This window comes from bacterium (genome assembly GCA_020444065.1).
In the GTDB taxonomy this organism is placed as follows: domain Bacteria; phylum Sumerlaeota; class Sumerlaeia; order SLMS01; family JAHLLQ01; genus JAHLLQ01.
Map to the genome: position 1 here is coordinate 700,072 of JAHLLQ010000001.1, position 12,341 is coordinate 712,412.

General features: G+C 59.5%; 10 protein-coding genes. All 10 read right to left on the minus strand.

Features of this window, described 5'->3' with window-relative positions; all coding sequences use genetic code 11:
- Positions 1-5: 5 nt before the first annotated feature.
- The gene (locus KQI84_02585) at positions 6-1,703 is read right to left on the minus strand and encodes a hypothetical protein (protein ID MCB2153748.1); all 1,698 of its coding nucleotides are present in this window, start codon (positions 1,701-1,703) and stop codon (positions 6-8) included.
- Positions 1,700-2,785 (minus strand): hypothetical protein, encoded by a 1,086-nt coding sequence (locus KQI84_02590; protein ID MCB2153749.1) that lies wholly within the window; start codon positions 2,783-2,785, stop codon positions 1,700-1,702. Before KQI84_02590 ends, KQI84_02585 begins: the two co-directional genes overlap by 4 nt.
- Before the next feature lie 8 nt (positions 2,786-2,793).
- Complete coding sequence (locus KQI84_02595) at positions 2,794-4,857, minus strand: hypothetical protein (protein MCB2153750.1); 2,064 nt, start codon at positions 4,855-4,857, stop codon at positions 2,794-2,796.
- Between the two features lie 29 nt (positions 4,858-4,886).
- Positions 4,887-5,744 carry a tetratricopeptide repeat protein gene (locus KQI84_02600; GenBank protein MCB2153751.1) on the minus strand — a complete coding sequence of 286 codons (858 nt, stop codon included), beginning with the start codon at positions 5,742-5,744 and terminating at the stop codon, positions 4,887-4,889.
- An 11-nt stretch (positions 5,745-5,755) separates the two neighbouring features.
- On the minus strand, positions 5,756-7,111 hold the full coding sequence (locus KQI84_02605) for a cytochrome C (protein ID MCB2153752.1): 1,356 nt from the start codon (positions 7,109-7,111) through the stop codon (positions 5,756-5,758).
- A 23-nt stretch (positions 7,112-7,134) separates the two neighbouring features.
- The gene (locus KQI84_02610; protein MCB2153753.1) at positions 7,135-9,258 is read right to left on the minus strand and encodes a hypothetical protein; all 2,124 of its coding nucleotides are present in this window, start codon (positions 9,256-9,258) and stop codon (positions 7,135-7,137) included.
- Between the two features lie 21 nt (positions 9,259-9,279).
- On the minus strand, positions 9,280-9,876 hold the full coding sequence (locus tag KQI84_02615) for a cytochrome c3 family protein (protein MCB2153754.1): 597 nt from the start codon (positions 9,874-9,876) through the stop codon (positions 9,280-9,282).
- Positions 9,873-11,000 carry a hypothetical protein gene (locus KQI84_02620; protein ID MCB2153755.1) on the minus strand — a complete coding sequence of 376 codons (1,128 nt, stop codon included), beginning with the start codon at positions 10,998-11,000 and terminating at the stop codon, positions 9,873-9,875. The genes KQI84_02615 and KQI84_02620 overlap by 4 nt, the downstream gene beginning before the upstream one ends.
- Before the next feature lie 186 nt (positions 11,001-11,186).
- The gene (locus tag KQI84_02625) at positions 11,187-11,765 is read right to left on the minus strand and encodes a cytochrome c3 family protein (protein MCB2153756.1); all 579 of its coding nucleotides are present in this window, start codon (positions 11,763-11,765) and stop codon (positions 11,187-11,189) included.
- A 165-nt stretch (positions 11,766-11,930) separates the two neighbouring features.
- Positions 11,931-12,332, minus strand: a complete 402-nt coding sequence (locus KQI84_02630; GenBank protein MCB2153757.1) for a hypothetical protein — start codon at positions 12,330-12,332, stop codon at positions 11,931-11,933.
- Between the last annotated feature and the right edge of the window lie 9 nt (positions 12,333-12,341).

Sequence of the window (12,341 nt, forward strand, 5' to 3'; positions counted from 1 at the left end):
AATCGCTAGGGATACGTCAATCCGACGTGATCCTTCTGGTGGCATCGCAGCGTGCACGTTCCGGCGCCGGGGCCGCTCGACTGATACTCCAGCAGCAGCGTCGAGGGCTCCTGGTCCACGGCGTCGACGTCGAAGTTGATCAGCGCAGCGTTGTTCGTAGCGTTGCCTTCGCCGTAGTCGATACCATGTGGATCGTGGCAAACGGAGCAGGGCGTGCGCTGCTCGACGATGTGCTTGTAATGCAGGGAGAAGCTCTCGTTATTCAGGATGCTCGATTCGTCGTGGCACTGATAGCAGAGCGCGTAGGATTGCGGATTGTAAGTGGCCTCGGTGCCGGTCTGATACTCGCGCACGAGCATAAATTCGTAGCTCGACCCGTGCGGACCGCGAAGCGAACCGGGGCCGGAACCCGGCGTGTCGTTGCCGTGGCAATCGCTGCAGTAGATCATCGATGCAGGCGTCATCGGCGAGATCAGGCTTGGCACGAAGGCGTTCTTCCCTGTCGTCTCCACGGGATGGAAGGAGGGGCTGGCCGTTGAGAATTCGCGCGAAAGGTCAGTCGACGGAATCTTGCGTGTGATCGTTCCGAGCGGCGGCGTCACTGTGCCCGTGTGGCACTTGAAACAAATCTCGTATTCGTAGGCCGCTTCATCAACGGCCTGGCCGCCGGCGTCGATACCGCTGACGCCTTCGAGCACACCGGAGACGAACGGAGCCTGTGCCGCTCCATTGCGGGCCCGGTGAGGATTGTGGCAATCGACGCACTCGACGTGGCTCGACATGTTGAGCGGGTCCTCGCCCGCTTCGTGAACGCCCTTCGTCATCGTCACAGGATGGCTGTAGGTCTTGTTGAAGACAGACTCAAGATCGCCGGTCGCAACGCTGCCATTGTGGCAGACGAAGCAGACCTGCTCTTCCTCATCGCTGGTCACCAGTTCTTCCTGCCCACCGGCGTGATGGGATTGGTGACAGTTCAAGCATGCGTTCGTTGCCACATCGCCGTATTCCGTGTGCGGCCACGGATCGTCGCCACTGCCGTTCCACGTGCGCGGCGACATCGCATGAGGCGTCTGGTCGAAACCGAACGGCTGATGGCACTGGCGGCAAAGCAGCGACTGGGCATTATCGAGCACCAGGAAATCGCCCCAATCGTCATGGTGCGGATCGTGGCAAGTGGTGCACTGCAGCATCCCCTGGTCGTCCAGTTCGACGTGCGGATCCCAAGAGCCGGGCGCGGTCAACTCTCCGCCTGATTGTCCCCACGAATCCATGTAATCGAAGGAAATCGGATGATCGTCGCGAAGATCCGTACCGATCAATCCCCCACCGGCGGGCATGTTCGTCGTGCCGGACATCGTGATCGGCATGTCCTCCGAAACCAGGTCGCCGAGTGCGATCGTCCCGTCGTGGCAGCTCAGGCAGAGCTTGGAAGACCCAGTCGGTTGTCCCGGCTGCGCGTTCAGTGTCGGGCTGTCGTAGGGGATGTAGGAAGCGTTCGAATCAAGCCGATTCCAAAGCGGAGCGACGTCACGTGCGCCGTGCGGCGTGTGACAGAATACGCAGACGCGATCCTCCGAGACGGCGCGCACGGGTCCGGGGCCGGAGACGGAGAGATTGTGCTTCGTGCCGATGATGCTGTGCGACTGGGCAAGCGCCGCGCCGGCCAGCAGACTCAGGGCTGTGATCGCTAGAAACCGTCTCATTGTTGCGTCGCTTCCTCGCCGGAGAAGGCCGGCGAACCCGTTTCGAGAAGTCGAAATACCTGCACACGATTGTTGTAGCTGTCGGCCACGAAGAGGAGTCCATCGCTCGCGTCAAATGCCAAACCCGCGGGCAACCAGAACTCTCCCGGTTCCGGCCCTGGGCCGCCGATGCTCAAAAGCAGGTCTCCGTTGGGACTGAAGAACTGCAGCGCATCGTAAAGGCCTTCAACGACGATTACGTTCCCGCTGCCGTCGACTGCTACGCCTTTGGGCTTTGAGAACTGGCCCTGCGAATTTCCGATCTCGCCGAACGATTCGAGGTAGTCGCCGCCAGGAGTGAAGAGTTGCACGCGGAAGTTCATCGAGTCCGTCACCGCTACATTCCCATTCGGCGCGACGGCGATGTGCGTCGGGTAGTTAAATTGTTCCGGAGCCCCGCCGCGTTCGCCCCAGGTCTGCAGGGTATTCCCTTGCAGGTCCAGGACGTCGACCTGGTGATTAGTAACGTCGACGACATAGACGCGTCCGCGCTGTGCATCGATGGCAAGCCCGGCCGGTCGCCCAAAGCCATCGGCGAACACACCCTTCCATTCGCCGTCCGGAGCAAACCGTTCAATCGCCTCGAGGCGTGAGTCGCTGACGAGGATGTCCCCGTTGGGCAACGCCGCAACGCCTACGGGAGACGGCAGCCCACCTTCCAAGTCGTCGCCGATGAACCGATAGTCTGACTTCGCCCATTCGAAGTAATGCACGCCTTGCCGCGCGGGATCAGTCACGAGCAGGCCGCCATCGGGATGCATTGCGATGGCGTACGGTCGTGCAATCTGCGAGTCCTTCGCCCCGGCAAGGAAGGTCTTGATGCCGGCGAAACCTGTGGGCGTTTGGTAGAGGTCTTCGTGCGAGCGAATGGACTGCACGTATTCAACGCGCGGGGGCAATGGCGCGGGCGGATAGACGAGTTCCGATGCGCCCGCCGGAGGAAAGCCCTCCCAGGGTGCCGATGCGCACGCGCACATCATCATAGCGCCGGCCAGTAAGCCGACTGCCGCGATGCGTCGAGCGATGTGTGTGGGCGTTCTCATCGCAGACCTCAGAAAATGCGCGCGATCTGAACGTAGACGTGAGTGCGATCGCGATTGCTGTCGTAGATATCGTACTCTTCGTAACGCGCGCCGGCTTCGAGACGGACCTTGCGCCAGTGCCAACCAAGTCTTGCAACCGCTCCATAGATCGTTCGGTCGGTGCGTCCAGATTCGTGCTGCGCGCGACCTTCGAGACTCCAGTAGCCGTTAGACTTGATGCGGCCATCCAGGCCAAGGCCGCCGTAGTAGAACCGATCCCTGTTGCCGCCTGAATTCGGAATGTTGTCATCGTAATCCGTCAACGTCAGCCCGGCATTCCAGGTGAATCGAAGGTCGGGGCGTAAGCGATGACTGCCCTCCAGGCGGCTACGGAATTGATCGTAATCCGTGTAGGTGGATCTGTACTTCTGGTACTCTTCGGTCCAGGTCAGGTCCCTCCAACGATACTCGAATCCGGCCATCTGATCCGTGTACTCGAGCAGGTTCAAGTTACGATCGCTCGGGACGTTGTAGTTTGTCACGTCGCGCCAATGATAGTAGACGGCGAGGCCCTTGATGATCTTCTGGAAGTCGTGGCGAATGTGGAAGTTCTGGTCGCTGGTGAGATAATCGAAGTCGCTGTCAAACGTGAACGAGTAATCGACCAGAACCGGATCGCCGTCTGCGATCAGACCGCCGGCAAGTACTCGCAGACCTGTTCTATTGCCGGTCTTGATGACGACGTAGTCGAATCCCTCTGTGAAGGTGGTCGTCCCGGCGGGGTTCGTCACGACGATGGAAGTAGGAATCACATCCGGATTCGACAGATAGGTCGTGACGCCGAGAAAGATATTCATCGGCTCGTCGATGATGAAGCGCGTTCCAGTTTGTCCAGTGCGCTCGACTCGATCAAGTGTATGCGCGTAGCCGGCAGACAGGAAGCCCCAGCCGGTCTGCTTGCGATAATCCAGACGTCCGGTTACACCGTAGACGTCCTCGACGATCGGATCGAAGTCCGTCCGACGCCAGTGCACATCCAGGTGCGACTCCAGACTGCGGTAAAGCTGATGATCGATTCCCGCTTCGGCTCGGTACGTATCGACCTTGTTGTTGGCGAACTCGTTTCTGTGGAAGCTGGCAAGGTAGTATGAGCGCAGATTATCCGTGTGCTGCAGTTGCAGGCGCTCCTGCCAGGAGTAGGTGTCCAAATCCTGGGAACCGCGCTGATGGAAGTAGCGGCCGATACTGGTCAGGTTGCTGCGCTTCGATTCGTTCAAGAAAATCGTGTTTGTGAAGCTGACATCGTGAGACTTGAAGTCCGTCTCGCGGTCGATGTTGGTGATGCCATTGCTCGCGCGGAAGTCTTGCGTGTAGTCCTGATAGCGATAGCGCAACTCGCTTCGCATCCAGTCGCCGACACGATTGCTGGCATTGTATTCGACGGTATCCATGGTCGTCTCGCTGCGACTGTCGACGCCCCATTCCTTGAACTTGCTGCGCGTATAGTTCAGGTTCATCGGGACGTAGTCGTTCGCCCAATGAATGCCACCGCCGTATGTCTCCGATTGGACCATGTAGCGATCGGTGAAAAGACCAAAGATTGGGCTTTCCTTTCGCGTTGCAAACAGCGTGAAGGACACAGGGTGCTCTTTCAGCAACGTCACGAACAGATCGTATTCGCTCAGGAAGCTGTCGTCGCTGAAACGGTCCGTATCGCCACCGGAAGAGCGGCGAATGCGCTGTTGCGCGAACCCCATTTTCACTTTTGCACGATAGTCAAGGAAGCGGGGGTGGTAGATGTAGCCCTTGGCGCGATAGAGGAAGTACTCTTGGAAAGTGTGGTTGCGGAATCGTGAAGGGCTACCATTGTCGCGGCGCTGATTCTCGCCCCAGTAGTTGTACTCGACGCCAACCTCGCCGCCGTGCTCAAGAACGCGGATCGGCGCGACGGGATACTCCCGGCGAACGCGCTGGGCATATGCGGTCGAGACGAGTCCCAATGCCAGGAAGATCCCACACAGAACGAGCAGTCTCTTATGTCGAGTCGCAGCGACCAATTGGCGAATGCCTTCCCGGTTCTTGTGGCGAGGCAAGTTCTCCCCCGCCGCCTACTGCTTTGGAGCTACCGATTGACTTTCGGTGGCGCCCCGAGTTCCTCTTGCCGCGGCTCCTGCTTCGTTGCGCGTTGGCGCAATGCGGCGACCTCATCGCTTCCCTTCGCTTCTTCCGGAAGGGCGTCAATGATCGCCAGCGCTTCCGCTTTCTCTCCCAGTTCCAGGTGAATCCCAGCGAGTTCAATCTGTGCTTCAGTTGACAGCGCCTGCTCCTCGGCCGCCTTCGCGTAGTACTTCGCGGCGCGCTGCCACAAACCGCGCTCCGCCATTCGGCGTCCCATCTGCAGCGCCATGTTCGGCCGCTCGGGCTTCTTGGTGACGGCTTCGGGAAGTTGCACATCCAGGACGCCGGCCAACGACGTCAGCAGCCACTCGGGCATAGAGTGATCGTAGCCCGGTTGGACGGCGGCGATGTGCTGCGTCTCGTCGACGATCACGATCGAAGGCGTCGCGATGATGTTGTAGTCGTGATAGGCCTTATCATCGATGTCACGATAGACTGGCCAGTCGGGACCCATAGTCTCGGGAATCTCGCTCTTGTTCTCGCGCGTGAAGCGCGAATAGATCACTGCCCGCCGATATCCTTCTCTCACCATCGGAAACCGTGTGAAGAGGTCCTCGATGGCCTGAACGGTCTGGGCGGCGTAGCGGTCTTCCGGCTTCAGGAACAGCAACAGCAGGGGGCTGGTAGTCGCCTGATCGCAGAGATCGACCTCGCCGTCAGTTCCTTCAACGAGCAGAGGAGGCGCCTTCATACCGACCTTGATGAGAGCCAGTGTCTCCGTGCCTGCCGATGCCGATCCGATTCCCAGCAGCACAATTGCCAGGATCAGAATCGGTAGTCTGCTCTTGCTGCTGAAGTCCATGGTTGGCCTCTTCAGGGAGCGCTTGATTCAGCATTATCGACCGCGTCTTCTCGATCGTAACTATACGGCACGTGGCAGCCCGTGGCACAGCCGCCGCCCGTATCGGTCATCGTGTATTCCAACTGCATTTCCCAGCGACCGAACGGAACGACGGAACGAATGTGTTTCGGCTGATTGCTGCCGTGCTCGTGATGGCAAGCGCGGCACGTGCGGCCCTTTTCGCGATTCACGTGCAGGTAGTGCAGGTTGACCTTGCCGTTCCGGAACCCGGTTTCTTCGGACATCTCGTCCAGCACCAGTCGCTGATCGTGACAATCGAAGCAGAGCTGGTACTTGTCTTCCGAGTAGGAATCGTAGAAGTCCTCCGGGAAGGCCTTGTCGAGAATGAACGAATTATCGGAACCGTGCGCATCGTGACAGGCGGAGCAATTGCCCTGGCGAACGGGGCCGTGCAGGTATTCGAAGTTCTCAACCTGCTCGGCGATGTTATCGATCATGCCGTGCGGGCCATCGATGGGCTCGTTGTGGCAGTTCAGGCAAAGATCCTCGGACTTCGCAGCGAGCAGTCGCTCCTGGTTCGACGCGTGGGAGTCATGGCAATTCTGGCAGGCTTCGCCTTCGACCATCGCCTGGTGCGTGAACTTGAAGGTCTCGGTCTCTTTCAGGAAATCGCCGTGGCATTCGTTGCAGAGCGCGCGGCCTTCATCGACGAGGAAGTACTCGCGGTCGCCGCCGTGAGGAAGGTGACAGCCGGCGCACTGCTCTTCGACGGGCGGGTGAACGGACACGGCGCCTTCAATGCGCTGCTCCATGTCGACGTGACAGCCGGTGCAGAGAGCCGTGCGCTGCTCGACCAGGAGTCCTTCGTATTCCGACTGGTGCGGCGTGTGACAGGCGAGGCATTCGCCGAGCGCCACCGGGCCGTGCAGGTGCGAGAGACCTTCACGAACGTCCGTGTGGCAGCGCATGCAACCTTCGGCACCGGCGCCGCCGCGAACGAAGTAACGATTATCCGAGCCGTGAGGATCGTGACAAACCGCGCAGTCCGTCTCGAATGGTGCGTGCTGCACCGGCATGGCAGCTTCCGCATCGTGACAGACCAGGCAAAGGTCGCGGCCTTCGCCGGCGGCCTCGAAGCGGTGCTCGCCATTGATCGGAATGTGGCAAGGCTCGCACTGGTTCATGTTCACGGGACCGTGATTGAACTCAAATGCCGTCAAGTCCTGGTGGCATTCCGACGCCGAGCAGCTCTTGTCCGCGGGGAGCATCTTCGGCGCATCGGCAGCAAATGCGCCGACCGCCAGAAGTAGCGCAACAAGCGCCATGACCGGGAATCGAAGAGTGTGGTGTGCAGCAGAGGTTGTCATTGGTGTTTCTCCCCTGAGTAGGATCATCCGAAGAACTGTGTAAACTCGGTGCGAATTGCGAGATAGATCAAAACAATACCACTGACGAATGCGATGATGCCGAGGATCGCACCGAGAATGCGCCATTTCAGCGCCATCGGCTCGACGATGCGAGACTCGAGTATACCTTCTTTGACAAGCCGGTCGTACTCCTGACCGCGCTCTTCCTTCATTTCTTCTTCTGACATCTGGCCGGTGAACATCACCATATCGACAGGGAACTTCTCTGGCCGAAGGTGCGTATTGAAGAAGTGCACGAGGAAGATAACCGATGCGGCGAGCAGAGCTTCGATGCTGTGGACCACCATCGCGCAATTCAGTACCCAGCCGGGCAGCCAACGCGTAAACAGCATCGGGAACCAGAGCATCAGTCCGGTGCCGCCAATCACGAACACGCCCCAGATTTCACCGAAGTAGTCGAACTTCTCGAAGTAGGTCCAACGATCGAATTTCGGGCGCGGCCCAAGCCAGAAGAACCAACGAACCATCGCGATGAAGTCCTTGAGGTCGCGCAAGGAGAAGAGCATTGAATCCGGCCCGATGATATAGCGCCAGATTGGACGCGGACACTTCTTCCAGAAGAAGTAGACCAGGAAAGCCGCGTGCGTGCCGGCGTACATGAACGTGATGACCGCCAGAACGCGGTGGATCATTCCCATCACGGGGATGCCGCCGAACAGGTTGGCGAACTGATGCGCCCACTCGGTGTAGCTGTACTTGAGCGGGAAGCCGGTCGCCACCAGGCCCATGAAGCTGATGATGATCAACGCGTGCGTGAAGCGGTGAATCCAACTGAAGCGCTCGATCATGCGTTCGCCGTTCGACTGGCCATGCGGACCGCGCGGGTTCTTCAGGCGACCGACCAGTGTGCGCTGGAACCACAAGAACGTGTGGGGGATGAAGACCGAGAGCGTTCCGAGAAGCAACGTCGTCATCACGACGAACGTCCAGAACACAATCGGGTTCTTCTCGCGATCGGTGAAGTCGACGTGCGCGATGTACTTGACGAAGTTCGCGTTCACGTTGTCGTGGCACTTACTGCACGTTTCCTGGAGGTTCTCCGCAGCAACATGAGAGCGGGGATCGTCCGGCGGAAGAATGTCGTGAGCGCCGTGGCAACTCGAACAGACCGCCGCGTTGCCGTAGCCAAGCTCAACGGCCTTGCCGTGATAGCTCAGCATGTACGTGCGGCCGAGATCGATGTGGCAGTGCGAACACTCCTGCGCCACATCCATCAGGAACGGCTCGCCGATCGGCTTGATCCCGTGGCTGTGGTGACACTTCGTGCAGGTGGCGGCTTCTTCATCGCCGTCCGCCAGATGCTGGCCGTGGACGCTGGTGTAGTAGACGTCCTCAACACCCTCGTGGCACTTGCCGCACGTATCGGGAACATTGAACGCATTCAGCGGGCTCTCGGGATCCTCCGCTGGCAGCATCTCATGGTGACCATGGCAGTCGACGCAGGTCGCTGTCAGTGGGAGGCCCTTGAGGTAGAGCGCCTCGCCGTGGGCGTTGTCACGATAAGACTCGCCCGGATTGAACGGGTGTATGGCCTCTTCATCGTGGCAGGTCATGCAGTTTTCGACCGATTGCAAAGCCTCGGTGTACGTTCGAGGATCGGAGAACAGGGTAATCTCGTGCGGATCACCGTGGCAGTCGTTGCAGTTCGGTCGGCGAAGCCCGTCGTCTACCTTGCTTCCGTGCGGACCGGCGGCCACGGCATCCTGCGTCTCGACGTGACAGTCGGAGCAGTTCAGCGCGGCAAGGCGCTGGCTGTGGGGAAGCGACTCGATGCCGGAGTGGCAGTCGGTGCAGTTCAGCCCGGCGTGCGCCGAGTGCTTCAGCGATTCGTCGGAGATGTAGAGCGCCGCGATCTCATCCTCGGGGCGCATCACGCGGGTTTCACCCTCGCGGATGCGAACCATGCCGGCCAGGCCACTCGGGCTTGTCTGGGCGATCCAACTCTGCCCGTGGCACTTCATGCACTCCTTGTCCTCGAATCCCGCGGCCCAGCCGGGATGGCTGAGCGCGAGCAAGAGAACAACGGCTACAAGCCGGAGGATGTTTGTCCGATTTTGGGTCAAGAAGTGTGAGGTGTGTCTTGTCATTTCGTTCACTGTGTTTTCCGCCTAGTACATCCGGTGGGGGTCGTGACATGCCGTGCAATCGTCCAAATTGGGCACGTCGTGGTATTCTTCATCATCGGCCAAATCGGCTCGGTGACAATACAGGCACAGATCGGGGATCGGCTCCTGCAGCAGATGCTCGTACTGTGACTGGTGCGGATTGTGACAGGGAACGCAGGTTCCGATATTGATCGGTCCGTGATCCCATCCCTCCTCGCGGCGCTGATCCTCGTGGCATCGATCGCACAACGATGCGTCGCGCGGCATTTCCTCAAAACTCTGGCGCGGGTCGTGGCACTGAATGCACTTATTCTCCGCTACGGGCTGATGGATCGAGAGAAAGACCGGCTGCGGCGATTCGATCGGGCCCCGTTGCTCGCGCATCGCACGCATCGAAACCTCGAATGGCGTCAGCGATGTCGAGGCGTACTCCATATCTCCCGGCCGTCCATTCTCGACACCTTCGGGCACGGGAACCCCGTCAAAGAAAAAGCTCAACACGCGATATCGCGTTGTAGGCGCACAAGCCACCAACAACACCGAAAGCGACATCACAAGACCCGCCAACCAGGCAGACCGCGTGTGAGGCAGCCGAGTCACATCCCCTCCTTGGTGTCGCGAGCGACCGCGAAGAAGTTGATCAGCGCCTGTCCGGACTGATTCACGACGATTACGAGCGACTCGGGATCGAATCCCTCTTCCAGGCGCTCGTTCAGCCACGGAATATCCTTGGGCCAGGGCCCGACGCTGACACCGGCGGGGAGCTCAATATTCCCGCGATTCGGCCCCGGGCCGCCGAAGAACAGCAACAGGCGACCGAGCGGGTCGAAGATCTGCACGTTCGCAAACCGTGAGTCCGCCACGTAGATTCTCCCGTGATTATCCAGGGCCATGCCCTTGGGCCATGCGAAGCGGCCAAGTTCCTGACCGTGGCCGCCGAAGACCAGCAGCGGCTCGCCCGTCGGAGAGAGCTTCTGAACGCGGAAGTTGCCGGTATCCACAACGCACAGGTTGCCGTACTCGTCAGTTTCGACCTGAGTCGGCATGAAGAACTGACCCGGCTGGTCGCCGAGTTCACCGATGGTGCGGATCAGAGACCCGTTCTCCTGGTCCCAGACCTCGATTTCGTTCTCGGGGAAATCGCAGACGAAGAGAACACCGTCCCCGACGGCAACATCGACGGGCTTGACCTCGCCGGGCCGACCGAAGGCGGCCAGGAAGTTCTCGTCCGCATCGTAGACGAGCACGGCGCCGCGGACTTTGTCCGCGATGTAGAAGCGCCCCTGGCGGTCAATGGTGATGTTGTTGGGCTGGCTGATCTTGCCAACGCCCTGGTCACCGCCGAAGAGCCGAGCCTCGCCGGTCTTCAAATCATACACCGTGATGGTATTGAGGACCGTGTCGCAGATGTAGAGCCGCGTATCGACCAAGAGAGTTGTGTACGGCTTGACGAGCGGGAAGTTGGCCGGCTCATCGCCGAGGATGAAGCTGGCGAAACCGCCGCGCTGCTTCGGAATGTCGAGTTGGGAGGAAATCTGCCCGAGGTATTGCACGCGGGCGATTTCCGGGGGCGGCGGAAAGAGAACGAGGATCTGTTCCGATTCGTTCTTAGTCGGGGCACAGCCGCTCAAAATCAGCGAGGAAAGCGCAGCCAGCAAGCAAAGCGCGGCGCGGGCTCGTCCTCGGGTGAAATCTTTGAAAGAACTGTGGTGAAAGTATCTCATCGCCAAGTGTGCCCCCCGAGAGCATTCGGTCCTCGTATTGAAAGGATCATGCCCGACGGGGGCAAAAAGAATCGGGGGCAAACCCGGAGCCAGTAAACTCCCGGGTTTGCCCCCGTTTTCTGGCGAAACAGCACGTCTTTCGACGCTCCCCTGTCTCCACCTGCTTCGCCAGGCGGACGGTCAATCTTACTTATTGTGACAGGTCAGGCACAGTTGGCTGTTTGTCCGGGTGATTACCAGCAGGCTGTCATTGACGGCGGCAGCGGCAGGGCCGTTGTGCACGTCGTGGCAGGAGCTGCATTCCAACTGGTCGTTGAACAACAAGTCGTCGGCGATCGTGCTGCCGAGGCCGGATGCGCTGGAACTTGGCATAAACAACTCGCCGTCCTGGGTCGCCAGGGGGTCGTCGTAGGTGAATGCGATCGGGTGATCGTTGGTCAATTCATCTGCGCCGATGGCCGATGGAAGGCCGATCGTGATGATGCCGGTGTCGCCGCCGTAGCTGTCCACGGCCACAGTACCATCGTGACAGCTGAGGCACAGTCGAGACTGGCCGTTGGGCTGCGAAGTGGTGGCATCCATGGTCGGGCTGTTGTAGAGTTGATAGGTCTTGTTGGTCAGTGCGTGGTTCCACAGTGGAGCATCGGTGACGGTGGTATCGGCACCGTGCGTGGTGTGGCAGAAGATGCAGATCTGGCCGGTTGCGTCGAGCGTCGAGAAGTCGTGAGCCGACCCCTGAATCGTTGCATTTGTTGTCGTTGTCATCGCCAGGAAGCCGGCGACGGCGCCAATGGCCGCTGCACCTAACCAGGGGCGAATGCCCAGAAGTCTGCGGATAACATTGCGTGAAGATTGAATCATGGGGTCCACCTCACTCCTTGCTTTATAGTAGGAATTTCTATCCATTTCGTATATCGGGACATGCCCGAATCAGACTGAACTCTGACGATTCTTGAGCAAGCTCTCTGCCACTTCGCAAAACTCGCTCTGGCAGAAATCCCTTGCGAAGTAGTACCGGACACCCTCTGAGACAATCTTGACACCGAACTCGCGAGAGAAGTCGCAGGTGAAGACCACGATTGGCATGCGGAAGCGTGCCTTTCGAATTCGCCGAATCGCCCGAAGGCCACCGTCCAGATCGCTCCCAACATCGAGAACTACAAGGCCCGGGACTTCCGGCCGAGGAGACCAGAACCGCTCAGTCATGAGCTGCTCGGGATTTACCTCGGTCACAGAATCGGCGAGGGGACGGAGGAGCGGCTCGATCATCTGAACCAGGTCGTTATCCTGGCTGACAATCCAGACCGTTCCACCGTCCCCACCGATCATCATCTTGCGCAA

Coding starts and splice junctions, on each gene's coding strand:
- KQI84_02585 (MCB2153748.1), bottom strand. CDS start 1,703: ATGAGACGGTTTCTAGCGATCACAGCCCTGAGTCTGCTGGCCGGCGCG.
- KQI84_02590 (MCB2153749.1), bottom strand. CDS start 2,785: ATGAGAACGCCCACACACATCGCTCGACGCATCGCGGCAGTCGGCTTA.
- KQI84_02600 (MCB2153751.1), bottom strand. CDS start 5,744: ATGGACTTCAGCAGCAAGAGCAGACTACCGATTCTGATCCTGGCAATT.
- KQI84_02605 (MCB2153752.1), bottom strand. CDS start 7,111: ATGACAACCTCTGCTGCACACCACACTCTTCGATTCCCGGTCATGGCG.
- KQI84_02610 (MCB2153753.1), bottom strand. CDS start 9,258: ATGACAAGACACACCTCACACTTCTTGACCCAAAATCGGACAAACATC.
- KQI84_02620 (MCB2153755.1), bottom strand. CDS start 11,000: ATGAGATACTTTCACCACAGTTCTTTCAAAGATTTCACCCGAGGACGA.
- KQI84_02625 (MCB2153756.1), bottom strand. CDS start 11,765: ATGACAACGACAACAAATGCAACGATTCAGGGGTCGGCTCACGACTTC.
- KQI84_02630 (MCB2153757.1), bottom strand. CDS start 12,332: ATGATGATCGGTGGGGACGGTGGAACGGTCTGGATTGTCAGCCAGGAT.